Origin of the sequence: Arthrobacter humicola, from assembly GCF_039531445.1 — a bacterium.
Lineage (GTDB): Bacteria > Actinomycetota > Actinomycetes > Actinomycetales > Micrococcaceae > Arthrobacter > Arthrobacter humicola.
In genome coordinates, this window is record NZ_BAAAQB010000034.1 from 13,136 (window position 1) to 37,510 (window position 24,375).

At 67.3% G+C, this 24,375-nt stretch carries 23 protein-coding genes; 18 read left to right on the plus strand and 5 right to left on the minus strand.

From position 1 onward, the window contains the following. Window positions 1-36: 36 nt before the first annotated feature. On the minus strand, window positions 37-525 hold the full coding sequence (locus ABD243_RS11890) for a nucleoside deaminase (RefSeq protein WP_344365775.1): 489 nt from the start codon (window positions 523-525) through the stop codon (window positions 37-39). A gap of 374 nt (window positions 526-899) precedes the next feature. Here ABD243_RS11890 and ABD243_RS11895 point away from each other — a divergent pair, with 374 nt between their 5' ends. Then, on the plus strand, window positions 900-2,264 hold the full coding sequence (locus ABD243_RS11895; protein ID WP_344365778.1) for an 8-oxoguanine deaminase: 1,365 nt from the start codon (window positions 900-902) through the stop codon (window positions 2,262-2,264). Between the two features lie 62 nt (window positions 2,265-2,326). On the opposite strand, the gene ABD243_RS11900 is transcribed toward ABD243_RS11895, so the two are convergent. Further along, window positions 2,327-2,503 (minus strand): hypothetical protein, encoded by a 177-nt coding sequence (locus ABD243_RS11900; RefSeq protein WP_344365780.1) that lies wholly within the window; start codon window positions 2,501-2,503, stop codon window positions 2,327-2,329. 399 nt (window positions 2,504-2,902) lie between these two features. Between ABD243_RS11900 and pucL the strand changes: the two genes are divergently transcribed. Next, the gene (gene pucL / locus ABD243_RS11905) at window positions 2,903-3,811 is read left to right on the plus strand and encodes a factor-independent urate hydroxylase (protein ID WP_344365782.1); all 909 of its coding nucleotides are present in this window, start codon (window positions 2,903-2,905) and stop codon (window positions 3,809-3,811) included. Between the two features lie 184 nt (window positions 3,812-3,995). Continuing rightward, the gene (locus tag ABD243_RS11910) at window positions 3,996-5,501 is read left to right on the plus strand and encodes a nucleobase:cation symporter-2 family protein (RefSeq protein WP_344365785.1); all 1,506 of its coding nucleotides are present in this window, start codon (window positions 3,996-3,998) and stop codon (window positions 5,499-5,501) included. A 103-nt stretch (window positions 5,502-5,604) separates the two neighbouring features. On the opposite strand, the gene ABD243_RS11915 is transcribed toward ABD243_RS11910, so the two are convergent. Continuing rightward, window positions 5,605-6,360, minus strand: coding sequence for an IclR family transcriptional regulator (locus tag ABD243_RS11915; RefSeq protein ID WP_116767191.1), 756 nt, complete (start codon window positions 6,358-6,360; stop codon window positions 5,605-5,607). 203 nt (window positions 6,361-6,563) lie between these two features. On the opposite strand from ABD243_RS11915, the gene ABD243_RS11920 reads away from it, so the two are divergent. From ABD243_RS11920 to ABD243_RS11975, 12 genes are all read left to right on the plus strand, one after another. Further along, window positions 6,564-7,988, plus strand: coding sequence for an NAD-dependent malic enzyme (locus ABD243_RS11920; RefSeq protein WP_344365789.1), 1,425 nt, complete (start codon window positions 6,564-6,566; stop codon window positions 7,986-7,988). A gap of 25 nt (window positions 7,989-8,013) precedes the next feature. Then, on the plus strand, window positions 8,014-9,612 hold the full coding sequence (aceB, locus tag ABD243_RS11925) for a malate synthase A (RefSeq protein ID WP_344365791.1): 1,599 nt from the start codon (window positions 8,014-8,016) through the stop codon (window positions 9,610-9,612). A gap of 3 nt (window positions 9,613-9,615) precedes the next feature. Next, complete coding sequence (locus ABD243_RS11930) at window positions 9,616-10,953, plus strand: DUF6986 family protein (RefSeq protein WP_344365794.1); 1,338 nt, start codon at window positions 9,616-9,618, stop codon at window positions 10,951-10,953. Continuing rightward, complete coding sequence (locus tag ABD243_RS11935) at window positions 10,950-11,765, plus strand: bifunctional allantoicase/(S)-ureidoglycine aminohydrolase (RefSeq protein WP_116767195.1); 816 nt, start codon at window positions 10,950-10,952, stop codon at window positions 11,763-11,765. Before ABD243_RS11930 ends, ABD243_RS11935 begins: the two co-directional genes overlap by 4 nt. A 234-nt stretch (window positions 11,766-11,999) precedes the next feature. Then, window positions 12,000-12,161 (plus strand): glycine zipper domain-containing protein, encoded by a 162-nt coding sequence (locus tag ABD243_RS11940; protein ID WP_202615868.1) that lies wholly within the window; start codon window positions 12,000-12,002, stop codon window positions 12,159-12,161. Between the two features lie 206 nt (window positions 12,162-12,367). Further along, entirely contained in the window at window positions 12,368-13,168 is an 801-nt protein-coding gene (locus tag ABD243_RS11945) for a hydroxypyruvate isomerase family protein (protein ID WP_344365801.1), read from the plus strand. Between the two features lie 43 nt (window positions 13,169-13,211). Further along, window positions 13,212-14,090, plus strand: a complete 879-nt coding sequence (locus ABD243_RS11950) for a 2-hydroxy-3-oxopropionate reductase (protein ID WP_344365803.1) — start codon at window positions 13,212-13,214, stop codon at window positions 14,088-14,090. A gap of 122 nt (window positions 14,091-14,212) precedes the next feature. Further along, entirely contained in the window at window positions 14,213-16,003 is a 1,791-nt protein-coding gene (gcl, locus tag ABD243_RS11955; protein ID WP_344365805.1) for a glyoxylate carboligase, read from the plus strand. A gap of 1 nt (window position 16,004) precedes the next feature. Further along, window positions 16,005-17,216, plus strand: coding sequence for a glycerate kinase (locus tag ABD243_RS11960; RefSeq protein ID WP_344365808.1), 1,212 nt, complete (start codon window positions 16,005-16,007; stop codon window positions 17,214-17,216). After that, on the plus strand, window positions 17,209-18,552 hold the full coding sequence (allB, locus tag ABD243_RS11965) for an allantoinase AllB (protein WP_344365811.1): 1,344 nt from the start codon (window positions 17,209-17,211) through the stop codon (window positions 18,550-18,552). The genes ABD243_RS11960 and allB overlap by 8 nt, the downstream gene beginning before the upstream one ends. Then, on the plus strand, window positions 18,549-19,361 hold the full coding sequence (locus ABD243_RS11970; protein WP_344365813.1) for a winged helix-turn-helix domain-containing protein: 813 nt from the start codon (window positions 18,549-18,551) through the stop codon (window positions 19,359-19,361). The genes allB and ABD243_RS11970 overlap by 4 nt, the downstream gene beginning before the upstream one ends. A 44-nt stretch (window positions 19,362-19,405) precedes the next feature. Then, window positions 19,406-19,903 (plus strand): peroxiredoxin, encoded by a 498-nt coding sequence (locus ABD243_RS11975; RefSeq protein WP_344365816.1) that lies wholly within the window; start codon window positions 19,406-19,408, stop codon window positions 19,901-19,903. Between the two features lie 133 nt (window positions 19,904-20,036). Here the strand turns inward: ABD243_RS11975 and ABD243_RS11980 are convergent, their stop codons facing one another. Next, entirely contained in the window at window positions 20,037-21,011 is a 975-nt protein-coding gene (locus ABD243_RS11980; RefSeq protein ID WP_344365819.1) for a serine hydrolase, read from the minus strand. Window positions 21,012-21,186: 175 nt separating this feature from the next. Between ABD243_RS11980 and bcp the strand changes: the two genes are divergently transcribed. Both bcp and ABD243_RS11990 read left to right on the plus strand, forming a co-directional pair. Then, window positions 21,187-21,666 (plus strand): thioredoxin-dependent thiol peroxidase, encoded by a 480-nt coding sequence (bcp, locus tag ABD243_RS11985; protein ID WP_344365822.1) that lies wholly within the window; start codon window positions 21,187-21,189, stop codon window positions 21,664-21,666. 256 nt (window positions 21,667-21,922) lie between these two features. Then, window positions 21,923-22,873 carry a hypothetical protein gene (locus ABD243_RS11990; protein ID WP_344365847.1) on the plus strand — a complete coding sequence of 317 codons (951 nt, stop codon included), beginning with the start codon at window positions 21,923-21,925 and terminating at the stop codon, window positions 22,871-22,873. Between the two features lie 191 nt (window positions 22,874-23,064). On the opposite strand, the gene ABD243_RS11995 is transcribed toward ABD243_RS11990, so the two are convergent. Beyond that, on the minus strand, window positions 23,065-23,913 hold the full coding sequence (locus ABD243_RS11995) for a class I SAM-dependent methyltransferase (protein WP_344365850.1): 849 nt from the start codon (window positions 23,911-23,913) through the stop codon (window positions 23,065-23,067). Between the two features lie 89 nt (window positions 23,914-24,002). On the opposite strand from ABD243_RS11995, the gene ABD243_RS12000 reads away from it, so the two are divergent. Next, complete coding sequence (locus ABD243_RS12000) at window positions 24,003-24,371, plus strand: hypothetical protein (protein WP_116767206.1); 369 nt, start codon at window positions 24,003-24,005, stop codon at window positions 24,369-24,371. Window positions 24,372-24,375 lie beyond the last annotated feature (4 nt).

Below are 24,375 nucleotides of genomic sequence, written 5' to 3' on the forward strand. Positions count from 1 at the left end.
ATATTCTTGTGCCCGTCATGGGCCGGTGGAAGGACCTTAGTAGTCAATTCGGGAATCAAGGGCATTCCATGTTGTGAAGGGTTCCAGGACGGCCGGCGCCTGCGGGTCGTGAAGTTCCAGTTTGCCCACAGGCATCAGGGCGTCGCGCTGGTCGTTTTCGAAGAATTCATAGAACACGGCGTCGTCGAAACCCGCGGACGCGGCGTCATGGCGGTCCGCCGCGAAGACCACCCGCGCGACCCGCGCCCACAGCGCGGACGCCAGACACATGGGGCAGGGCTCACAGCTGCTGTAAAGGATGGCTCCGGTGAGGGCGAAGGTGCCAAGTTCGCTGCACGCGCGGCGGATTGCGGTGACTTCGGCGTGCGCGGTGGGGTCGTTCAGGGCGGTGACGCGGTTGACGCCGTCGAACGCCTGTCCGTCCGCGGTGACAACGACGGCACCGAACGGTCCGCCGTTGTTCAGGACGTTTGCCGTGGCCAGCTCAATGGACCTGGCCAGATATGCCTGGGCGGTGGCGCTCATGATGCGGCTCCCTTGTGCTGTGGAAGCCGGTCCGACGAATGGGACGCAATGACCAGTTGCGACGGTTACCAGGCTTCAGCGCGTGCTTTTGAAGGTGTACTTGCGCCTGGTAGATAGCTTCTCCGGAAACCGGGGCCCGCCTTTGGCAAACTCCAGAGTAGCAGCGAAACGTGAGCTGCGCCATAGATTTTTGGAATCCTAGTTTCGTGATGTGAAATTCTGATTTCCGAGTGGTCACAATGCGCACTGTTGACGGGCACGCCTCCGCCAGCCTAGCCTGATCTCCAACCGGCGCCTCGAGCCGGACGCCTGGATCAGCAGACAGGCCCACACTGAGCTGGCCTACGTCCCTACGCTCAGACAGGAAACCTGCCATGCCTACGCGCCCCTCCGACTCCCGCCTTTGGATCCGCAATCCCCTTGGAGCTTTCACCGCCAACGCCCTCGACGCCTCCGGCGGAATCGTGGTGAGCGGCGGAATCATCGTCGAAGTTCTGGCCGCCGGCCAGCAGCCGTCGGCACCATGCCAGGAAACGTTCGACGCCGGCAACCACGTCCTGCTGCCCGGCCTGATCAACACCCATCACCACTTCTACCAGACGCTCACCCGAGCCTGGGGCCCGGTGGCAAACGCCCCCTTGTTCCCGTGGCTGCAGAAGCTATACCCGGTATGGGCGCGGCTCACCCCGCGGGACCTGGAGCTGGCAGCCACCGTTGCCCTGGCAGAACTCCTGCTTTCCGGCTGCACCACGGCCGCGGACCACCACTACCTCTTTCCCTCCGGCCTGGAAGACGCCATCGACATCGAGGTCGGCGCGGTCCGGAAACTGGGAATGCGGGCGACCCTCACCCGGGGGTCGATGACCCTCGGGGAGGACGACGGCGGCCTGCCTCCGCAGTCCACCGTGCAGGCGGCGGATATCATCCTGACGGACAGCGAGAGGCTCATCGGCGAGTACCACGAACGGGGCGACGGCGCAGTCATCCAGATCGCCCTCGCCCCGTGTTCACCGTTTTCCGTGACGCAGGAGATTATGTCCAACAGCGCCGCCATGGCCGAGCGCCTGGATGTCCGGCTCCACACCCATCTCGCCGAGACGCTGGATGAGGAGGAGTTCTGCCGGGAGAAATTCGGACTACGCACCGTGGAGTACCTGGAAAGTGTCGGCTGGCTCAGCGGCAGGACCTGGCTGGGGCACGGCATTCACTTCAGCGACGCCGAGATTGCGGCGCTGGGAGCCGCAGGGACCGCCGTCGCGCATTGCGCCACCTCCAACATGCGGCTGGCATCGGGCACCGCTCGGGTGATTGAGCTTGAGGATGCCGGCGTCCCGGTGGGACTGGGCGTGGATGGTTCGGCGTCGAACGATGCCTCAAACATGATCCTTGAGGCGCGGCAGGCACTGTATCTGCAGCGCCTGCGGTACGGCGCCCAGGTGCCGGTGGAACGGGCCCTGGGGTGGGCCACCCGGGGGTCGGCCGCGGCCCTCGGCCGGCCGGACCTGGGCCAACTGGCGCCCGGGATGCAGGCTGACCTGGCCCTTTTCCGGCTTGACGAGCTGCGGTTCTCCGGCAGCCACGACCCGCTGGCCGCGCTCCTGCTCTGCGGGGCGGACCGGGCCGACCGCGTCATGGTGGCTGGCCAGTGGCGGGTGGTCGACGGGCAGATTCCAGGGCTGGATATCGCCGGGCTCATCGCGGAGCACTCGGCGGCTGCGCGGAAACTGGTCGGCGACTAGGGCCGGCGCGCCCATCCGACAGCCGGCCGTTACGCGACGGCGCGGCCTGTGTTCGGACGCCGTCAGGGCTGCCGGCGTCCGAACACAGGCAGCATCCGGAACCAGCGGGAGATGCCGCCTGATGTCCGCTCATGGTCGGCCGGGATGTAGAAGTCCGGGTCCGTGCCGCCGAAAGGCAGATACAGCTCTTGACCGGCGGCCGGAAAATCAGCGGCAACGCCCTTATCCTGCGGGTCCATCGGTTCCTCCTCGTTCCCGGCGCGGCCCCCAGTCCCTCAAGGGCCGCGCCGGGGCTGCATCCACTTTTCCACATTTTGGAAAATTTTTATTGTTATGTGGAAATCTTAGGGAGCGCCGCAGCGGCGGTCAAGGGCCGAGGCCGGACCGCCGGGAGGAGCGCCAGTCACAATCCGATTTTTGAAAAAGTGATGTACACCACGGCCCTGCCGGGCTAGTGTTTAAACCAACTCGTGGCGTAGGTCACGTAACCTGGGAGCAGCAGGCAGGGTTGTAATGAGCTGACGTCACTGGACGTCGGCTCTTTTTGTTGGGTCGGCTCCATCGGAAACGCGTGCGAAACACGCGCTTAATTTCAATGATGGAACCTAGGTTCCACATCACGGAAGTTGGGAATAGCCATGAGCAACAAGATCATCCTCGGCCACAACCAGTACGGAAAGGCCGAAGTCCGGGTCGTCAAAATCACCCGGGACACGGACCGCCACGAGATCGAGGACCTGAACGTCACCTCACAGCTCCGCGGCGATTTCGCCGCCGCACACCTTGCGGGCGACAACGGTCATGTCGTCGCCACCGACACCCAGAAGAACACGATCTACGCTTTCGCCCGGGAGGGCGTCGGCTCCCCGGAAGCGTTCCTTCTGCGGTTGGGCGAGCACTTCACCTCGAGCTTCGACTGGGTCTCCGGCGGCCGGTGGGAAGCGGAGTCGTACAGTTGGGACCGCATCCAGGCGCACGGCGCCGAGCACGACCACTCCTTCGTCCGCAACGGCCAGGAGGTGCGCACCGCGGTATTGGTCCGGGACGGCGCCGACGTGCACCTGATTTCCGGGCTCAAGGACCTCACGGTCCTCAAGTCCACGCAGTCCGGCTTTGTGGGCTACCCACGGGACAAATACACTACGCTGCCGGAAACCACGGATCGTATCCTTGCCACGGACGTCTCCGCCCGCTGGCGCTTCAAGACCGGCACCGACTTCAGCACCACCGACTTCAACAAGAGCTACGACGACGTCAAGAGCCTGCTATTGGAAGGGTTTAGCGAAAACTACTCCCACGCCCTGCAGCAGACGCTTTTCGACATGGGCGCCAAGGTCCTCGAGGCCCACGGAGAGATCGACGAGATCAAGTTCTCCATGCCCAACAAGCACCATTTCCTCGTCGATCTCTCACCGTTTGGCCTCGACAACCCCAACGAGGTCTTCTTTGCCGCGGACCGGCCCTACGGCCTGATCGAGGCCACGGTCCAGCGCGAGGACGCCGGCCCCGCGGAGATCGCCTGGAGCGGTATCGCAGGATTCTGCTAGGCCGGTCCCGGAACCGCGCGCTTGCCCGGCGCGACCCCGGGTTCTTGTCCGGTCTTACGCTGCTCCGGCACGGGGAACAGCCGGACAAGAACCCAGGGAAACGGGCCGAATTGCTTTGCCACAACTGTTAGCCAGACACCGTTAGCCAGACAAAGACGTCTGCCATGAACCAAGAAAGTCTGCCATGAACACCAAGAAGAAATTAGCCGCGACAGCGGCACGCGCCGCTCGGTCCGGTCGCCCCGAAGACCAGCGCCTGCCGCTGGGAAGCACATTCGCGTACGGATTGCAGCACGTTCTCACCATGTACGGCGGAATCATCGCCCCGCCGCTGATCATCGGCGCGGCCGCCGGCATGTCGTCGCAGGACATCGGCCTGCTGATCGCCGCCTGCCTCTTCGTCGGCGGCCTCGCCACCATCCTGCAGACCATCGGCATCCCGTTCTTCGGGTCCCGGCTCCCGCTCGTGCAGGGCGTTTCATTTGCCGGCGTTTCCACGATGGTGGCGATCGTCCACGGCGGTGGCGGCATCCAGGCCGTGTTCGGCTCCGTCATCGCGGCATCGCTGATCGGGCTGCTCATCACGCCCCTGTTCTCGAAGATTATCCGCTTCTTTCCTCCGGTGGTGACCGGTGTGGTCATTACCACCATCGGCCTGACGCTGATGCCGGTTGCCGCCAACTGGGCCATGGGCGGCAACAGCAAGGCGCCGGACTACGGAAGCGTGGCAAACATCGGCCTCGCCGCGGTCACCATGGCGATTGTCCTGCTACTCAGCAAGGTGGGGAATGCCGCGATCTCGAGGCTTTCGATCCTGCTCGCGATGGTTCTGGGCACCTTGATCGCCTTCGCAGTCGGCATGGCAGATTTTTCCAAGGTGGCCCAGGGCGCAATCGTCGCCTTCCCCACACCGTTTGCTTTCGGCCCTCCCACCTTTGAGGTCGCCTCGATCATTTCGATGCTGATCGTCATCCTGGTCACCCTGACCGAAACCTCGGCCGACATCATTGCCGTGGGCGACATCGTCGGCACCAAGGTTGATTCCAGGCGGATTGGCGACGGTCTCCGGGCGGACATGCTCTCCAGCGCCATCTCGCCGCTGTTCAACTCATTCACCCAGAGCGCCTTCGCCCAGAACGTGGGCCTGGTTGCCATCACTGGCGTCAAGAGCCGCTTCGTGGTCAGCGCCGGCGGGCTCATCCTGGTGGTCCTCGGCCTGCTTCCCGTCCTGGGCCGCGTCGTGGCCTCGGTGCCGACGCCCGTCCTGGGCGGTGCAGGCGTCGTCCTCTTCGGCACCGTCGCCGCAAGCGGCATCCGGACCCTCGCCAAAGTGGAATACCGCAACAACATGAACCTGATCGTCGTCGCGGCGTCACTGGGCTTCGGCATGATTCCGATCGCCGCACCGACCTTCTACGACAAGTTCCCCACCTGGTTCAGCACCATCTTCCACTCCGGCATCAGCTCGGCAGCCCTCATGGCCATCCTGCTGAACCTGCTCTTCAACCACCTGAAGGCCGGGAACTCCGAGAACCAGTCGGTCTTCGTGGCCGGAACCGACAGGGTCATCCGTCAGGAAGACCTTAAATGCCTCGCTGAGGGCGACCGCTACGAGAACGGCAAACTGTTTGACTGCGACGGCAAGGAAGTTCCCGTAGAGCAGTCCAGGATTGCAGCCGACGAGCACTAGGCGTCCGTCCATCCCGCACACGGCAGCGACTTGCGGGGCCTACCACCGTAGGTCCCGCTTGTCGTGCGTCCGGATCCGGACGGCGGCGTTTTGCCCCGGCGGATCAGCCCTGCTTGAGCTCGTCCGAGATCGCGCGGGCGGCCTCCCGCAGCAGCGGCACGGCCTTGTCCGCGAATGCCTGGTCCACCCGGGACACGGGCCCGGACACGGAGATGGCGGCCGGCGTCGGGGCATCGGGGATGGCCATCGCGAAGCACCGCACCCCAACCTCCTGCTCTTCCTCGTCAATGGAGTAGCCGCGCTGGCGGATGAGCTTCAGGTCTTCCAGGAGCGTATCGACGTCGCCAATGCTCTTGGGGGTGGGCGTCGGCATCCCCTGGCGTCCGACGATGCCGCGGACCGTGTCATCGTCCAGCTGGGCCAGGATCGCCTTGCCCATGCCGGTGGCGTGCATGTAGCCGCGCTTGCCCACCTCGGTGAACATGCGCATCGAGTGCAGCGACGGCACCTGGGCGACGTAGATGACCATGTCGGAGTCCAGGACACCCATATTGGCCGTTTCACCCAGCCGGTCCACAAGAGACTTGAGCTGGGGCCTGGCCAGCGAGCCGAGCTGCTTGTTGGCCGCCTCACCCAGGCGGATCAGGCGCGGCCCCAGCGCGTAGCGGCGGTTCGGCAGCTGCCGGATGTACCCCAGGGCAACGAGGGTGCGCAGGAGCCGGTGAATGGTGGGAAGGGGCAGATCGGTGGAATTGGACAGCTCGCTGAGGGTGACCTCGCCGCCCGCATCGGTAATCAGTTCCAGAAGTTCGAAGACGCGCTCAACGGACTGCACGCCTCCCGAGGGCTTATCAGCCATAAAGATTCTCTCCTGCGCGTCGGCGTCGACATTTCTTATCCACATCGTGAAATACAGCTGAAAACCAAAGATACAGCACCCCGCCACCCGGCCAATGACACAACAAGGGTTGTTTTTCCACTAAGCAGATAATAATATCCATAATACGAAAACATCCATCGAAGCGTGAGCGGCCCGTCACGGGCCATACCAGGAGGAACTCAATGGCGAACCCCAGCCCCGGAAATTCGATCACCCTGCGCGTGGAAGCGCCGTCCAGCTTCACCGCCACCAGCGAACTGGCGGCGGCAGTCGGCGGAGCAGGCGCGGCCATCACCGCCCTGGACGTCACCGAATCCCACCACGACACGCTCGTCGTCGACGTCACCTGCAACACCACCGACGACGACCACGCGGCCCGCGTCAAGGACGCCCTCAACGCGCTCGACGGCGTGAAGGTCCAGCATGTCTCGGACCGCACCTTCCTGATGCACCTTGGCGGGAAGCTCGAGGTGGTCCCGAAGGTGGCCCTGCGCAACCGCGACGACCTCTCCCGCGCCTACACCCCCGGCGTCGCCCGCGTCTGCCTGGCGATCGCGGAGGACCCCTCCGCCGCGAGGAACCTGACCATCAAGCGCAACACCATCGCCGTCGTCACCGACGGCTCCGCCGTCCTGGGCCTGGGCAACATCGGCCCGGCCGCGGCGCTCCCGGTCATGGAAGGCAAGGCCGCCCTCTTCAAGCAGTTCGCCAACGTCGATGCCTGGCCGGTCTGCCTGGACACCCAGGACACCGAGGAAATCATCATGATCGTCAAGGCCCTCGCCCCCGTCTACGGCGGCGTGAACCTGGAAGACATCGCCGCGCCGCGCTGCTTCGAGATTGAAAACCGGCTCCGTGCGGAACTGGACATCCCGGTCTTCCATGACGACCAGCACGGCACCGCGATCGTCACCCTGGCCGCCCTGGTCAATGCCCTGCGCGTGGTGGGCAAGAAGCTCGCCGATGTCAAGATCGTGGTCTCCGGCGTCGGCGCCGCAGGCTCGGCCATCATCCAACTGCTCAAGGCCCAGGGCGCCAACCACATCATCGCCGCCGGCCGCTCCGGCGCCATCCACCACGGCGCCAAATACGACGACGAACACCGCTCCTGGATCGCGGCCAACACCAACGAGGCCGGCTTCTCGGGCTCCCTGCACGAGGCCCTCAAGGGTGCGGACGTCTTCATCGGCGTCAGCGCCCCCAACGTGATCGGCGAGGAGCAGGTTGCCTCCATGGCCAAGGATGCGATCGTCTTTGCCATGGCCAACCCCACGCCGGAAATCGACCCGGTGATCGCGTCGAAGCACGCGGCCGTTGTGGCCACCGGCCGCAGCGACTACCCCAACCAGATCAACAACGTACTGGCCTTCCCGGGCTTCTTCCGCGGGCTGCTCGACGCCGGCGCCTCCGACATCATCCCGGAAATGCTGGTGGCCGCCGCGAAGGCAATCGCCAACCGCGTGGCGGACGATGAGCTCAATGCCAGCTACATCATCCCCAGCGTCTTCGACCCGCACGTTGCCGCCGACGTCGCCGCCGCCGTCGCCGCGGCGGCGCGCGCGAACTCCGCGCACGCCGCCACCCGCGCCGTCCCGGCCCACGCCTGATTCGCAGCCTAGGAAAGGACCAGAAATGGCTCTCACCGTCACCGATCCCCAGCCCGTCGACCGGGCTGGGGAAATCCTGACCCCGGAGGCTCTCGCCTTCGTCGAGGAACTTCACCTCCGCTTTGCCGGAACCCGTGCCGAACTTCTCAAGGCCAGAGCCGTCAAGCGCGAGCACGTTGCCCGGACCGGCCGCCTGGACTTCCTGCCGGAGACCCGGGAAATCCGCGACGCCGACTGGAGCGTTGCTCCGGCACCGGCAGCCCTGAAGGACCGCCGGGTCGAGATGACCGGGCCGGCCGCCCCGGCCAAGATGGCCATCAACGCGCTGAACTCCGGCGCCAAGGTGTGGCTCGCCGACCTCGAGGACGCCAGCACGCCCACCTGGTCCAATGTGGTCGAATCGATCCTCAACCTCCGCGACGCCGCCGAGGGAACACTGAAGTACACCTCGCCCGAAGGCAAGGAGTACGCGCTGCGCACTGACGCCCCGCTCGCCGTCGTGGTGGCCCGGCCCCGCGGCTGGCACATGGGCGAACGGCACCTGCTGATCGGCGGGGAACACACGATCGGCGCCCTGGTGGACTTCGGCCTGCACTTCTTCCACACCGCCAAGCGGCTCCTGGAGAACGGCCACGGACCGTACTACTACCTGCCCAAGATGGAGAGCCACCTCGAGGCACGGCTGTGGAACGAGATCTTCGTCTTCGCGCAGGACTATCTCGGCATCCCGCAGGGCACCGTCCGCGCCACCGTCCTGATCGAGACCATCCCGGCGGCCTTCGAGATGGACGAGATCCTCTTCGAACTCCGCGACCACGCCTCCGGCTTGAACGCCGGACGCTGGGACTACCTGTTCAGCATCATCAAGTACTTCCGGGACGCCGGCGAGAGCTTTGTCCTTCCCGACCGGGCCAGCGTCGCCATGACCGCGCCGTTCATGCGGGCCTACACCGAACTCCTGGTCAAGACCTGCCACCGCCGCGGCGCCTTTGCCATGGGCGGCATGGCGGCGGTAATCCCCAACCGGCGCGAACCCGAGGTGACCGCTCAGGCCTTCGAGAAGGTCCGGGCGGACAAGACCCGCGAGGCCAACGACGGCTTCGACGGCTCCTGGGTGGCGCACCCGGACCTGGTGCCGATCTGCCGCGAGGTGTTCGACTCCGTCCTGGGTGCGCGGCCCAACCAGCTGGACAAGCAGCGGCCCGAGGTCAGCGTCACCGCCGAGCAGCTTCTGGACATCCGTTCCGCCCAGGGCCAGGTGACCGAGGCAGGCATGCGCCTGAACCTCTACGTGGCCGTGGCCTACACCGCCGTCTGGATCTCCGGAAACGGCGCCGTGGCCATCCACAACCTGATGGAGGACGCCGCCACGGCAGAAATCTCGCGGTCCCAGGTCTGGCAGCAGATCCGCAACCACTCGGTGCTCGCCGACACCGGCCGGACCGTCACCCGCGAACTGGTGTCCGCCATCCTCGCCGAGGAGACCGAGAAGCTCCGCGGCGAGGTGGGCGAGGACGCTTTTGCGAAGCACTACCTTCCGGCCAGCCGCCTGATCGGCGACATCTGCCTGTCCGAGGACTACACCGATTTCCTCACCACCCCGGCCTACGAGCTGGTGGGCTGAAGCATGGCAGCCACCTCCGCCGGCGCCGGACTGCACCGAAGCAGCCAGGGACCGGTGACGCAGTCCCTGTCCGGGGCCGACCTCGCCAGGATTGACGCGCAGCTCGCCGATACCGACCGGCTGCTGGAGCGCAACTACCCGGGCGATGACGGCTCCCGCCAGCCCGTGCACACGGTCTACGTTCCCGCCGACCGCTTCAGCCCGGAGTTCACCGCCGACTGGGGCGCCCAGGCCCTCGCCGCGGTGGACGCCCGCGGCGGCGTCGAAAGCCTGTGCGCACTGCAGGGCCAGGACGCCGACCTGGCCGCCGCCGTCGCGCCCCGGGTCCGGGCCAAACTCTCAACCGAGCCCGTCGAGGACCTCCGGCTGGACTTCGAGGACGGGTTCGGGGACCGGGGCGACGACGCCGAGGACACCGCCGCTGTCGCCGCGGGGTCCGCCGTGGCCACCGCCGTCGCCGCCGGCACCGCGCCGCCGTTCATCGGAATCCGTTTCAAGTGCTTCGAAGCCGCCACCCGGGCCCGGGGACTGCGGACCCTGGACCTCTTCGTGTCGCAGCTGGCCGCGGCCGGCGAACTCCCGGATGGGCTCATCCTCACCCTGCCCAAGGTCACCACCGTGGCGCAGGTGGAGGCCATGGCCTTCGCCGTGTGCCGGCTCGAGGACGTCCACTCGCTCCCCGCGGGCCGGCTCCGGTTCGAGGTGCAGGTGGAAACACCGCAGCTCATCCTGGGCCCGGACGGGACCTCTCCGGTGGCGCGCCTGCCGCACGCGGTGCCCGGCCGGATCAGCGGGCTGCACTACGGGACGTACGACTACTCCGCGTCGCTGCAGATCTCGGCCGAATACCAGTCCATGGAGCATCCCGTGGCGGACTTCGCCAAGGAAGTCATGCAGCTTGCCGTGGCCGGCACCGGCATCCGGCTCTCCGACGGCTCCACCAACATCATCCCGGTGGGCGACAACGTGGAACAGGCCTGGCAGCTCCACGGCCGGCTGGTCCGCCGGTCGCTGGAACGCGGCTACTACCAGGGCTGGGACCTCCACCCGGCCCAGCTGCCCAGCCGGTTTGCCGCGACCTACGCCTTCTACCGGCAAGGGCTCCCCGCTGCCGCTGCCCGGCTCCGCAATTACGTGGAACAAACCGGCGGTGGCGTCATGGATGAGCCCGCCACCGCACGCGCCCTGGCGGCCTTTGTGCTGCGCGGCGTCCAATGTGGCGCTGTCGGCGCCGATGAAGTCCTGGCGCTGGCCGGCGTCGGACTTCCCCAGCTCACCGTGCTGGCCCACCCGCGGCTGGCCGCTTCCTCCACCCCCTCAGCGAAAAGGACACACCCATGAGCAACTACTTTTCACCCGAAGGCGGTCTCCCGCCCCAGACCCAGCTCCTCACCGACCGCGCCGTGGTCAAGGAGGCCTACACCGTCATCCCCAAGGGGGTGCTGCGCGACATCGTCACCAGCAACCTTCCCGGCTGGACCAACACCCGGTCCTGGATCATCGCCCGGCCCATCGCCGGCTTTGCGACGACGTTCTCGCAGCTGATTGTCGAGGTGGGCCCGGGCGGCGGCAGCGACAAGCCCGAGGCAGAGGCCGGCGTTGAAGGCGTGATCTTCCTGACCAAGGGCGAACTGACACTGACCCTCGACGGCGAAATCCACCACCTCGAGGCCGGCGGCTATGCCTACCTCGCCGCCGGCTCGGACTGGAAAGTGTCCAACGACTCCGCCGGGGAGGCCGCCAGCTTCCAGTGGATCCGCAAGGCCTACGAGCCCCTGGAAGGCTTCACGGCCAAATCCTTCGTCACCCGTGACCAAGACGTCGAGCCGCGGCCCATGCCGAACACCAACGGGGCCTGGGCCACCACCCGCTTCGTGGACCCCGACGACCTCGCCCACGACATGCACGTCAACATCGTCACGTTCCAGCCCGGGGCGTCCATCCCCTTCGCCGAAACCCACGTGATGGAACACGGACTCTTCGTCCTGGAGGGCAAAGCCGTCTACCGCCTCAACGACGACTGGGTGGAAGTCGAGGCCGGCGACTTCATGTGGCTCCGCGCCTTCTGCCCGCAGGCCTGCTACGCCGGCGGCCCGGGTCCGTTCCGCTACCTGCTCTACAAGGACGTCAACCGCCAGATCCGCCTGACCTAAGGCAGGTCCGCGCCGAACCGGTGCACGCACTGCTGGTCCGCACATTGCTGCTCCAGCGAGTGCTGATCCGCGCTGTGCTGAATCACCCTGTGGAGTCCGCCCCGCCTGTCGGGGCGGGCTCCTTCGTGGTTCCGGACTCTTTCGTGGTTCCGGGGCCGTGCGCGCCTCCGCACCAAATGTGGTTCCCAAGCCGGAAACCCTTGCGGCCCGGGCGATGCTTGCTAGCCTGAGGCTGTGAAGTACGAATCCCTGTGGATCGGAATGCTCCTTGGCGCGGCCCTCGGCTTCGCCATCGGAGTCACGACCGTCGACAAGCCGTTCACAGGCCTGCTGATCGGCCTGGGCATCGGCGCGCTCGTGGGCCTGGCAGCCCGGAAAGATCCCACGAAGCGGTAGAACCACCCTTCGCCGGATCCGCAGCACCCCCGCGCCCTTCCCGGACGTACGCCGCTTGACGCGCACCCCTTGACTCTCCTGCCCTAACTTCCCTACACTTTTCATAAAGCAGAATCTAAATTCCACAAAGCGGAAATCGCAGGAAACGGTCTGCAAGGCAACGAAGCCCGGGATCCAGCTCCCGCCCACACCGGAAGGAACCCACAATGACGTACACCGTGAACTGCTCCATCCTCCTGACGGAGCTCCCTCTCCTGGAACGCCCGGCCGCGGCGAAGGCCGCCGGTTTTGACGCCGTCGAATTCTGGTGGCCCTTCGAGACCTCCGTCCCTACCGACGCCCAGGTCACCCGGTTCGAGAACGCCATCACCGATGCCGGCGTGCAGCTCACCGGCCTGAACTTCAACGCCGGCGACATGCCCGCCGGAGACCGGGGCCTCGTGTCCTGGAAGGGCCGCAGCGCCGAATTCAAGGACAACATCGACGTCGTCGCCGGGGTCGGCGCGCGACTCGGCTGCACCGCCTTCAACGCCCTCTACGGCAACCGCCAGGAGGAGCACTCCCCCGAGGAACAGGACGAACTGGCCGTACAGAACCTGGCCGCCGCAGCCGCCGGAGTCGCCCGGATCGGCGGAACCGTCCTGCTGGAACCGGTCAGCGGCGCGGCCCGCTACCCGCTGCTAACCGCGGCGGATGCTCTCGACGTCATCGCCCGGGTCAAGAACGAAACCGGCGCGGAGAACATCAAGCTCCTGGCCGACTTCTACCACCTGGCGGTCAACGGTGACGACGTCGCTGCCGTCATCGAAGGCCACGCCAAAGACTTCGGCCACATCCAGATCGCCGACAGCCCCGGCCGCGGCGCCCCCGGAACCGGGACCCTGCCGCTGGGCGAATGGATCACCCGCAGCCGCGAACTCGGCTACGAGGGCTACATCGGCCTCGAATACAAGGAACCGGCGGAAACCGCCTTCGCCTGGGCCATCCGCCAGCACGCCGCAGGCTAGCCCCACCCGCCCGCGCTAACAAGACTTCAGTAAAGGAAACACAATGAGCAACGTTGCAGTGATCGGACTCGGCATCATGGGCCTGCCCATGGCCATCAACCTCGTCAAGGCCGGCCACGCGGTCACCGGCTTCAACCGGAGCCAGGACAAGATCGACAAGCTCGTCTCCGAAGGCGGTCGCGGCGCCGGCAGCATTGCCGAGGCCGTCAAGAACGCCGACGTCGTCATCACCATGGTCCCGGACTCCCCCGATGTTGAAGGCGTCGTCAGCGGCGCCGACGGCGTGTTCGCCAACGCGAAGCAGGGCGCGCTCTGGATCGACGCATCCAGCATCCGCCCCGACGTCGCCAAGCGTTTGGCCGGCGACGCCAAGGCAGCCGGCATCCGTCCCCTCGATGCCCCGGTCTCCGGCGGCGAACAGGGCGCCATTGATGCCGCGCTGTCCATCATGGTGGGCGGCGACGCCGCTGACTTCGAGGCCGCCCAGGACGTCCTGACGGCCGTCGGCAAGACCATCGTCCACGTCGGCCCGTCCGGTTCCGGCCAGACCGTCAAGGCAGCCAACCAGCTGATCGTCGCGGTCAACATCGAGGTCCTGGCCGAGGCGATTGCCTTCCTCGAGGCCTACGGCGTGGACACCGACGCCGCACTCAAGGTCCTCGGCGGCGGACTCGCCGGCTCCAAGGTCCTGGACCAGAAGGGCCAGAAGATGCTGGACCGCAACTTCGACCCCGGATTCCGCCTGGCCCTGCACCACAAGGACCTCGGCATCGTCACCTCCGCTGCCCGCGAGGCCAACGTCGCCATCCCCCTCGGCGCCGTCGTCGCGCAGCTCGTCGCCGCCACCGTCAACCAGGGCGACGGCGGACTGGACCACTCGGGCCTCTTCAAGCAGGTCCTCCAGCTCAGCGGTCGAAAGTAACCCAGGCCGGAACCAAGCAGCCCGGCGACAGGCCGGAACCAAGCAAAACAGGGCAACCGCCGTCGTACTTCACGACGGCGGCTCCCCCTCCACACCCAAAACAGACTTTCAAGGAGCACACCATGACGAAGATGCGCACTGTTGACGCAGCCGTCGCCATCCTGGAAAAGGAGGGCGCCACCGAGGCGTTCGGCCTGCCAGGGGCGGCAATCAACCCGTTCTATTCCGCGATGCGGGCCCACGGCGGCATCCGCCACACCCTGGCCCGCCACGTTGAGGGCGCCAGCCACATGGCCGACGGCTACTCCCGCGCGGCGGACGGTAACATCGGCATCTGCATCGGCACGTCCGGCCCCGCAGGAACGGACATGATCACCGGGCTGTACGCAGCCTGGGCAGACTCCATCCCGATGCTCTGCATCACCGGCCAGGCCCCGGTTGCCAAGCTGCACAAGGAAGACTTCCAGGCCGTGGACATCGAGTCCATCGCCAAGCCCGTCACCAAGATGGCCATGACCATCCTGGAGCCCGGCCAGGTACCCGGCGCCTTCCAGAAGGCCTTCCAGCTGATGCGCTCCGGCCGCCCGGGCCCGGTGCTTCTGGACCTGCCCATCGACGTTCAGATGGCCGAGATCGAGTTCGACATCGAGACCTACGAGCCGCTGCCCGTGGAAAAGCCGAAGGCCAGCCGCAAGCAACTGGCAAAGGCCTTTGACATGCTGACGGCCGGCGAACGCCCGCTGATCGTGGCCGGCGGCGGCATCATCAACGCCGGCGCCTCCGAGCAGCTGGTGGAACTGGCCGAACTGCTGGGCGTTCCGGTCATCCCCACCCTGATGGGCTGGGGCGCGATCCCGGACGACCACGAGCTCATGGCCGGCATGGTGGGCCTGCAGACGTCCCACCGCTACGGCAACGAGAACTACCTGCGCAGCGACTTCGTGATCGGCATCGGCAACCGCTGGGCCAACCGCCACACCGGCGGCGTGGACACCTACACGGCCGGCCGCACGTTCGTGCACATCGATATCGAGCCCACCCAGATCGGCCGCGTGTTCTCACCGGACCTGGGCATTGCCTCCGACGCCGGCGCAGCCCTGGCAGGGCTGGTCGAGCTCGCCCGCGAGCGCAAGGCTGCCGGCACCCTGCCGGACTACAGCGCCTGGGCGGCCGAGTGCGCCGAGCGCAAGGCCAGCCTGCACCGCAAGACACACTTCGAAAACATCCCGATCAAGCCGCAGCGCGTGTACGAGGAGATGAACAAGTCCTTCGGCAAGGACACCACGTACGTGTCGACCATCGGCCTGTCACAGATCGCCGGCGCACAGATGCTGCACGTGTTCGGCCCCCGCAAGTGGATCAACGCCGGCCAGGCCGGCCCGCTGGGCTGGACTGCCCCGGCCGCCCTCGGCGTTGTCCGCGGCAAGCCGGACGAGACCGTTGTTGCCCTGTCCGGTGACTACGATTTCCAGTTCATGATCGAGGAACTGGCCGTGGGCGCGCAGTTCAACCTGCCTTACATCCACGTGGTGGTCAACAACTCCTACCTGGGCCTGATCCGCCAGTCCCAGCGCGGCTTCAACATGGAACAGAACGTGTCCCTGGCGTTCGAGAACATCAACTCCACTGACCTCTCGGCAACGGCAAGCGGCTACGGCGTGGACCACATCAAGGTGGCCGAAGGCCTGGGCTGCAAGGCCGTCCGCGTGGAGGACCCCAACGACCTGGCGTCCGCTTTCGACAAGGCCAAGGCGCTGGCCGGCGAGTTCAAGGTTCCCGTGGTGGTGGAAGTGATCCTGGAAAAGATCACCAACATCTCGATGGGTGTGGAGATCAACGCGGTCAACGAGTTCGAAGAACTGGCCGAGACCGCCGAAGACGCCCCGACCGCCATCCTGGCGATGCAGGCCTGAGATGCGGGTGGTCATAGCGCCGGACAAGTTCAAAGGCTCGCTCTCGGCCCCGGACGTTGCCCGGCACGTTGAAACGGGGCTCCAACGGGCCTGTGGCGGCAACCTTGAGGTACTCAGGATTCCCGTGGCCGACGGCGGCGAGGGCACCCTCGATGCCGCCGTCGGCTCGGGCTTCGCGCGCCGGAGCGCCGTCGTCAGCGGCCCCACCGGTGAGCCGGTCCGCGCGGACTTCGCCGTCCGCGGTCGCGTTGCCGTCATCGAGATGGCCACCGCCTCCGGGCTCGCCGTGCTGCCCGGAAGTGGCGCCGGTGCCGCGCCGGATTCGGCGAGCGCCACCGGCGCCAGCAGCCTGGGCACCGGCGAACTGATCCGCGCAGCGCTCGACGCCGGGTGCCGGCAGATCATCCTCGGGGTCGGCGGGAGCGCCAACACCGACGGCGGCGCCGGCGTCCTGCAGGGTCTCGGCGCCAGGTTGCTCGACGCCGACGGCCGTGAGCTGCCGCTCGGTGGGGCAGCCCTCGCCCGGCTGGCCTGGATCGACTTCTCCGGGTTCGATTCCCGCCTGGACGAGGCACGCTTCGTGCTCGCCAGCGACGTCGACAACCCGTTGCTCGGACCGTCCGGCGCCGCACGCATCTTCGGCCCGCAAAAGGGCGCCACCCCCGCCGACGTCGTGCTCCTGGATGCGGCATTGGCCCACTTCGTGCAGGTCCTGACTTCCGAGATCGGCCCCCGGGCGCTCCGGGCAGCCGAGGCTCCGGGCGCGGGCGCAGCCGGCGGCGTGGGCTACGCGGCGATCGCGGCACTGGCCGCGACCCGCCGGCCGGGCATCGACGTCGTCCTCGAATTCACCGGGCTGGCAGAGCGGCTGTCCGGCGCGGACCTGGTGATCACCGGCGAAGGCAGCCTGGACGAACAGACTCTGCTGGGTAAGACTCCCGCGGGCGTTGCCCGGGCGGCCCGGCGCGCCGGGGTCCCGGTGGTCGCGGTCTGCGGCCGCACCACCCTGACACCGGAACAGCAGAAGGAATCCGGATTCCAGCAGGTCTACCCGCTGACTTCGCTGGAGGCCAAGGTAGAAACATGTATAGCCGAAGCAGGTCCCCTGCTTGAACAATTGGGAAAGCGCATCGGCGCGGAACTGTCGGGCCTGGTCCCGGCCAGCACCGCACCAGCGAAAATTGCCTGCACAAAGGAGCCCCTCAATGTCTGAAGAACGCTTTGACCTCGTCATCCGGGGCCGGCGCATCCTCACCACCGCCGGCATCGCGGCGCGTGAAGTGGGCGTGCGCGGCGGCAAGATCGTCGCGATCGAGCCCTTGGGCAACGGGCTAGCCGGCGCAGAAGTGATTGAGCTCGCCGACGACGAAACCCTGCTGCCGGGCCTCGTGGACACCCACGTCCACGTCAACGAGCCCGGCCGCACCGAATGGGAAGGCTTCGCCTCCGCCACCCGGGCAGCCGCGGCCGGCGGCGTGACCACCATCATCGACATGCCGCTGAATTCCATCCCGCCCACCACCACCGTCGAAGGGCTCAAGCTCAAGCGTGAGGTGGCCGAGGACCAGGCGTTCGTAGACGTCGGGTTCTGGGGCGGTGCCGTGCCGGGGAACAAGGCCGAGTTGCGCGGCCTCCACGACGAGGGCGTGTTCGGCTTCAAATGCTTCCTGCTGCACTCGGGCGTGGACGAGTTCCCGCACCTGGACGCTGACGAGATGGAAGAGGACATGGCCGAGCTCAAGACCTTTGACTCGCTCATGATCGTCCATGCCGAGGACTCGCATGCGATCGACCGGGCACCCCACCCGGGTGGCGACCATTACTCGACGTTCCTGGCTTCCCGCCCCCGCGGCGCCGAGAACAAGGCCATCGCCGAGGTCATCGAACGGGCCCGCTGGACCGGCGCCCGCGCCCACATCCTGCACCTCTCGTCTTCAGATGCCCTGCCCATGATCGCCAGCGCCAAGCGCGACGGCGTCCACCTCACGGTGGAGACCTGCCCGCATTACCTGACCCTGATGGCCGAGGAAATCCCCGACGGGGCCACCGCCTACAAGTGCTGCCCGCCGATCCGCGAGGCCTCCAACCGCGAACTGCTCTGGGCTGGCCTGCAAGACGGCACCATTGACTGCATCGTTTCGGACCACTCCCCGTCCACGCTTGACCTGAAAGACCTGGAAAACGGGGACTTCGCGGTGGCCTGGGGCGGCGTTTCCTCGCTGCAGCTGGGCCTCTCCCTGATCTGGACCGAGGCCCGGCACCGCGGCATCCCCCTGGAACAGGTGGTCTCGTGGATGGCCGAGAAGCCGGCCGCACTGGCACGCCTCACCAACAAGGGCCAGCTCGCGCTGGGGTACGACGCCGACTTCGCCGTCTTTGCCCCGGACGAGGCGTACGTCGTGGACGTCTCCAAGCTCAAGCACAAGAACCCCATCACCCCGTATGACGGCAAGGCGCTCTCCGGCGTTGTCCGGCAGACCTACCTCCGCGGCACCCTGGTTGACGGCCGGACTCCGACCGGCAAGCTGATCCGCCGCGGCGGCGTATGAGCCAGCCGGCCGCGGCCGGCCCGGCACACGCCGCTTACGCACAGTGCGGCCCGGTTGGCCGGACCGGGCCTGTCGGCCGGGCCGAACCTGTTGGCCGGGTCGGACCTGTTGGCCGGGTCGGACGAGCTGGACAGTCCGGCCTCACCGCGAAGGGGCTGGCCGTCTGGGTCACCCTTCCGGACAACGCCGACTGCGATCCGGCGGCCCTGGCGCGGGCGGCCGAACTCGTGCTTGGCCGCGCCCTCAGATGTGCCCCGGAGGCGGAAGTCCACTTTAGGCCCGCCGCCGGGGCAGCAACGTCCGCCATCGTCCGGTCCCCCGGCGAGGACGGCACCCCGGCGGGAACCGCACCAGAGGTTCCCGCCGGGGCTGAACTGCCTGCCAGAGGTGAACTTCCCGCCGGGGCTGAACTGCCTGTCAGGGCTGACGACGACGGCAGGGCCGCAGCCGACGGCGGGGCGCCGCTCGCGGCTGCCCCGGGCAGCATCACCCGTCTCGCCGTCGACCTCGCGGCCGGGGAGGCCAGGCTCGACGGCGAGCGCGTGCCCCTGACGGACGTGGAGTTCACCCTCCTGAGATGCCTCGTGCAGAACTGCTCCCGCACGGTAAGCCGGCAGGAACTGCAGCATTGCCTCGACGCGTTCGACACCCCTGGTGCGGCCACCCGGTCTATCGATGTGTACGTCGGCCGGGTGCGCCGGAAGCTCAAGGGCTGCCGGCACGCCGTCGTCACCGTCCGCAGCGGCGGCTACCGCTTCGTCCCCGGTCCGCTGGCGACCGTCCGCGGACCAGCGGAATACAGCATCTGACCCCCGCTGCCACCACCATCCCGACCCGCAATCGAAGGAACTCCATGCCATCTACGGTACCCACCCAGCTGCACGCCACCACCAGGCTCCAGACCGGCGCTCCGGCCCCCGGGTTCACGCTGACCGACTCTGCGGGGCGCCGGATTTCCCTGGCCGATTACCGCGGCAAGAACGTCATTGTCTACTTCTACCCCCGCGCCGCCACCCCCGGCTGCACCGCGGAGGCGTGCGACTTCCGCGACAACCTCGCTGCCCTCCAAGGCGCGGGCTACGAGGTCCTGGGCATCTCCCCCGACGCGCGGGAGGCCCTGTCCGCCTTTGCCGCCGAGCATGCCCTGACCTTCCCGCTGCTCGCGGACGAAGACCACGCCACAGCCCTGGCGTACGGAGCCTGGGGCGAGAAGCTGGTGGACGGCGAAGTCCGCGAAGGAACCCTCAGGTCCACCGTGGTGGTGGGCCCCGACGGCAACGTGGTCCTGGCCCAGTACCAGGTCAGCGCACAGGGCCACGTGCGGGCTCTCCGCGAGGAGCTGGGCGTCTAAGCGCCGGACGCCCGCTCCGCGCCGCGTTCGGTTTTCTGCCACGGTTTCGGACAGGGGCGCCGCGGATCCACGGTGCGGTCGTCTGATTCCGCCGCGGATTCCCGAAGACGCCGCACATTCCCTCACGGGCGGCCTAGAAAAGGGCGCCCGTCACGGCCTGCGTTAGCTGATGGATCACCTCGGTGCGTTCCGGGACGTCGCTCAGGCTCTGGCCCTTGGTGTAGATGACCAGCGCGTAGGCCGTGCCGTCCTTGGTGAGGATGCCGGCGTCGTGCAGTTCATCGTCCAGGAGCCCGTACTTGTGGAACACCGTGATCCCGTCCGGCACGGCGGCGGGAATGAGCGTCTCGTAGTTGGTGTCCTGCATGTAGGACAGCAGCTGCGCGGTGTCCTCGGCGTTGAGGAGCGTTCCGGAATAGACCCCGGACAGGATGCCGGCCATTTCCGCCGGGGTCAGCGTGTTGGTTTCCGGATCGTAGGTCACGCCCAGCGACGCCGCGTACTCCGTCAGCTCTTCGTGGCCCACGGCATCCATGATCAGCGACCACGAGTCGTTGTCGCTCTGCTGGATCATTTCGCGCAGCTGGAACCCGGCGGTGTAGTCGCCCAAAGGGTCATCGAGGCTGGCGGCGCCGGTTTCGACCAGGTGATAGTAGGCCGCGGCGGCCAGGACTTTGGCGGTACTGGCCGCCACGAACTGCTCCCGGACCCCGTATTCGTGGACGTCTGCGGGGTCCGCGCCGGACGCCACGTCGACCAGCGCCACGCCGATCTGATACTGGCTGTTGGCGTCGATAATGGCCTGGATTTTCGCGTCCAGTGCGGCGTCGACGGATCCTGCCGCCGCGGCGGATGCCGGGGCCGACGCGCCGGGACCGGCCGACGGCGAAACACTGCCGGCCGCCGGACTGGCAGCGAGTGCTCCCGCGGCGGCCGTCGTCGTTCGTGCCTCCGCGGCTGAGAAGATGCCGGCAGCCAGCGCGACGGCGAGCACTGCTGCACAGGCCGCCGCGATCAGGGTCCGCAGCCGGACGGCCGCCAGCCGAGGTTTGCCGCCCGTCGCGGGCCGGGGTCCGAATCGTCGCTGGCCTGGCGTGTGCTGTTCCATAGTTGCTTCAAACTAGCCACGACACCTATGCCGGAGCTATGAAAAAGCTGTCACCGCGCACCGGACCCGGCGCAACTGGCGGACGCCGACGGGCGTTGCCAGACGGCGGAATACAGCCTGCACCACCGGTGTTGTGCACCACAGACCCGTTGTCTCCCTCCCCTAAAGGATCCTCATGAACGCCAATCCGACCGTCAAGCTCCAGCCCGGCACCCCGGCCCCGGAATTCACCCTTCCCGATGCCGAGGGCAAGCCCGTGTCCCTCGCCGACTACCGCGGCAAGAACGTCATCGTGTACTTCTACCCGCAGGCCGCGACCCCCGGCTGCACCACCGAGGCCTGCGACTTCCGCGACAACCTCGCGTCCCTGCAGGGCTCCGGCTACGAGGTCCTGGGCATCTCCCCCGACGCCCCCGAGGCCTTGGCCCACTTCACCGGCGACTTTGCCCTGACCTTCCCGCTCCTGGCCGACGAGGACCACGCTGTCGCACTCGCCTACGGCGCCTGGGGCGAGAAGCTGGTCCACGGCGAGGTCACCGAGGGCCTCGTCCGCTCCACGGTGGTGCTGGACACCGAGGGCAAGGTGAAGCTGGCGCAGTACCAGGTCAAGGCCCAGGGCCACGTCGCGGCGCTGAAGGAAGAACTGGGCGTCTAACCGTCCGCGCCCGGCGCCGCCCCGCCGCGCCCCGCGGTTCGGGCGTCCAAGCGTCCGCGCCGGGAGGTTCGGGATGCGCTCGGGGCGGTTCTTGCTGCGGTTTCGGACCACGGCTACGCAACCGGACACAGGCAACGCGGATCCACGGCGCGCCAGTCCGACGTCGTCGCGCCGGTCTGAAACTGCCGCGGAGGAGTTCTCCACATCCGCCCCAGTGGTGGTTGTCCGGCCCCGCCTCACGGGCCACCATCGGGGCATGGAACTACCACCGCTGATTCTTAGCAGCGACCTTGCGCGGCTCGGCCAGGATGCACGGGGCCTTGCCCGGCAGGCGAAGTCCGGGCAGCTCCGGCGGATCCGGCAGGGCGTCTACGTCCGGGTGCAGGACTGGGAATCGCTGACGCCGTGGGACCGGTATCCGGTCCTCATCCGGGCGGCGGCTTCCACGTTGAAGAGCCGCACCATCTTCTGTCGCCAGTCTTCCGCAGCCCTGTGGGACATGCCGCTGCTGGGCCACGGCCATCTGGTGCATGCCTGCACTTCCGACGACGGCGGCGGCCGCTCGCGCGCCGGGGTCCGGCGGCACTTCGTCGATTTGGACTCGGCACAGATCAAGGAGCGTCACGGGCTCCTCGTCACGGACCGCGTCCGGACAGCCTTGGACTTGGCCGCCTTGAAATCGTTCGAACAGGGAGTCACGGTATTCGACCACGTCCTCCGGCCGCAGCCTGACAATCTGCCACCGCTCAGCCGCGAGGAACTCCACACCGGCATCGACGGCAACTACACAAAAGCCGCTGCCCGGCGAATCCGGACCGCCCTGGATTTCGCTGATCCGGCGTCCGGCTCCCCGGGAGAATCGGTGAGCCGCGCCCTGATGCACCGGCTCGGCTTCCGGATTCCCCTCCTTCAGGTCGAAATCCGCGACGCCCGCGGGCTGGTCGCATTCACAGACTTTGACTGGCCGGAGGAGCAGCTGTGCGGTGAATTCGACGGACTCGTGAAGTACCGCAAGGCGGAGTTCCTGCAGGGCCGGACACCCGCTGAGGCCCTCACCGATGAGAAGCGCCGGGAGGACCGGATTCGCGCCACCGGCCGACGCGTGATCCGCTGGACGTGGTCGGAGCTGTCCAATCCCGGAAAATTTGAGGTATTTCTGGCCGCGGCAGGCGTTCCGCGGCAGACACTCCCGTCCTGCCGACGCTGATCCTGCCAGGCTTCCGGGAACGCGCTACGGAATCGGACACGGGCAGCGCGGATCCGGGCCGCGCTCCGGGCGGTTTTCGCTGCGGCTTCGGACCACGGCTCCGGAACCAGTCGGATGCAGCGCGGATCCGGGCCGCATCCGAACAATGGCGACGCGCCGGTCCGAAAACGGCGCGAAAACCGGCCGGCTGCCTACACCTTGGTCCCGGCTACCACCGTGGCGGTGGACCGGAGCTGGATGGCGCCGTCGTGCTCATAGCGGCCCAGCAACGCGAATACGTCCGAGCGGATCAAAGCCCGAGACTTCTCGTCCGCCTTGGCCAGCCCCATCGCCACTGTGGTCGCGATGTCGGTCATGAATTCCCAATAGCTCTCCGGGGATTCGAACACGAGGTCGGTGCTGACCTTGCGCTCGGTCACGTCTACCAGCCCGGCGTCCGTGAACATCCGCGTCATGAACCCGGTGGGTGCACAGCGGAAAAGCCCCGGAGTCCCTGCGGGCGGAATGGGCAGCTCGCGGTGCCGGGCAATCGTGCCCAGGATCAGGCTGGCCCACGGGTTCTCGGCGGCGCGTCCCCAGACGACGGCGCCGACCCGGGCGCCCGGCTTGGCGGTGCGCGCCATCTCGCGCATGGCCGCGGACATGACCGGAAAGAACATCAAACCGAAGCGGCAGTACACGGCGTCAAACGTGTTGTCACCAAAGGGCATGGCAGCAGCGTCGCAAACCTTGAAGTCCAGGTTGTGCAGGCCCCGGGTCAATGCCTTTTCTTCGGCCACGCGGAGCATACCGGCGGAAATGTCAGCGAGGACCACCCGCCCGTCCGGCACCTGACCGGCCACATTGAGTGCAGGTTCCCCCGTGCCTGCCGCGACATCCAGGACCCAGGAGTTGGGGCGCAGCCGGAGCTCCTCGAGCAGGGCGTCCCCGAACGGGGCATGCCAGTCAAGCAGTTCAACGTCCCACTTCTTCCAGCCCGCCGAGAACTCATCCCAGAGCAGGCGCTGCTGGTCGCGAACGCGGTCGGCTGAGGCTAACATGGCGGATCCTTGGCTCGTCTGTTCCTAGCCCCAGTCTGCTCCCGGAACGGGTCTCCGGCAATGAGTCGAAGGGCAGTAGGCTTAACGGCATGTCTTCCCACGAAACCCCCGGCACCGCAGGCACCGAACCCCACGGGGAGTCAGCCCCCGGCAGCGTCCCGGAGCGACGCGAGGTCACCGTCCGGCGGGCGCCGAAGTACGTGCCGTTCCTGATCCTGGGCGGGCTCGTAGGCGTCGTTGCGGCGGCCATCATCGCCTACGCCCTCCCGGGTGATGCCAGCTACGACAGCGGCTCCGTATTTGGTTTCTTCATGGTCCTTTGCGCGGCCGGCGGCGTCATTCTAGGTGCCGTGGCGGCCTTGGTGCTGGACCGGATCAGCGTCCGCCGCGCCGAGCGCGCCGTCGTCGAGTCCGTTCCGGACTCCGCACCCGACGCCGACGGCGAGAACCGCGCCTGAGCCG

Coding starts and splice junctions, on each gene's coding strand:
- ABD243_RS11890 (WP_344365775.1), bottom strand. CDS start 525: ATGAGCGCCACCGCCCAGGCATATCTGGCCAGGTCCATTGAGCTGGCC.
- ABD243_RS11895 (WP_344365778.1), top strand. CDS start 900: ATGCCTACGCGCCCCTCCGACTCCCGCCTTTGGATCCGCAATCCCCTT.
- ABD243_RS11900 (WP_344365780.1), bottom strand. CDS start 2,503: ATGGACCCGCAGGATAAGGGCGTTGCCGCTGATTTTCCGGCCGCCGGT.
- pucL (WP_344365782.1), top strand. CDS start 2,903: ATGAGCAACAAGATCATCCTCGGCCACAACCAGTACGGAAAGGCCGAA.
- ABD243_RS11910 (WP_344365785.1), top strand. CDS start 3,996: ATGAACACCAAGAAGAAATTAGCCGCGACAGCGGCACGCGCCGCTCGG.
- ABD243_RS11915 (WP_116767191.1), bottom strand. CDS start 6,360: ATGGCTGATAAGCCCTCGGGAGGCGTGCAGTCCGTTGAGCGCGTCTTC.
- ABD243_RS11920 (WP_344365789.1), top strand. CDS start 6,564: ATGGCGAACCCCAGCCCCGGAAATTCGATCACCCTGCGCGTGGAAGCG.
- aceB (WP_344365791.1), top strand. CDS start 8,014: ATGGCTCTCACCGTCACCGATCCCCAGCCCGTCGACCGGGCTGGGGAA.
- ABD243_RS11930 (WP_344365794.1), top strand. CDS start 9,616: ATGGCAGCCACCTCCGCCGGCGCCGGACTGCACCGAAGCAGCCAGGGA.
- ABD243_RS11935 (WP_116767195.1), top strand. CDS start 10,950: ATGAGCAACTACTTTTCACCCGAAGGCGGTCTCCCGCCCCAGACCCAG.
- ABD243_RS11945 (WP_344365801.1), top strand. CDS start 12,368: ATGACGTACACCGTGAACTGCTCCATCCTCCTGACGGAGCTCCCTCTC.
- ABD243_RS11950 (WP_344365803.1), top strand. CDS start 13,212: ATGAGCAACGTTGCAGTGATCGGACTCGGCATCATGGGCCTGCCCATG.
- gcl (WP_344365805.1), top strand. CDS start 14,213: ATGACGAAGATGCGCACTGTTGACGCAGCCGTCGCCATCCTGGAAAAG.
- ABD243_RS11960 (WP_344365808.1), top strand. CDS start 16,005: ATGCGGGTGGTCATAGCGCCGGACAAGTTCAAAGGCTCGCTCTCGGCC.
- allB (WP_344365811.1), top strand. CDS start 17,209: ATGTCTGAAGAACGCTTTGACCTCGTCATCCGGGGCCGGCGCATCCTC.
- ABD243_RS11970 (WP_344365813.1), top strand. CDS start 18,549: ATGAGCCAGCCGGCCGCGGCCGGCCCGGCACACGCCGCTTACGCACAG.
- ABD243_RS11975 (WP_344365816.1), top strand. CDS start 19,406: ATGCCATCTACGGTACCCACCCAGCTGCACGCCACCACCAGGCTCCAG.
- ABD243_RS11980 (WP_344365819.1), bottom strand. CDS start 21,011: ATGGAACAGCACACGCCAGGCCAGCGACGATTCGGACCCCGGCCCGCG.
- bcp (WP_344365822.1), top strand. CDS start 21,187: ATGAACGCCAATCCGACCGTCAAGCTCCAGCCCGGCACCCCGGCCCCG.
- ABD243_RS11990 (WP_344365847.1), top strand. CDS start 21,923: ATGGAACTACCACCGCTGATTCTTAGCAGCGACCTTGCGCGGCTCGGC.
- ABD243_RS11995 (WP_344365850.1), bottom strand. CDS start 23,913: ATGTTAGCCTCAGCCGACCGCGTTCGCGACCAGCAGCGCCTGCTCTGG.
- ABD243_RS12000 (WP_116767206.1), top strand. CDS start 24,003: ATGTCTTCCCACGAAACCCCCGGCACCGCAGGCACCGAACCCCACGGG.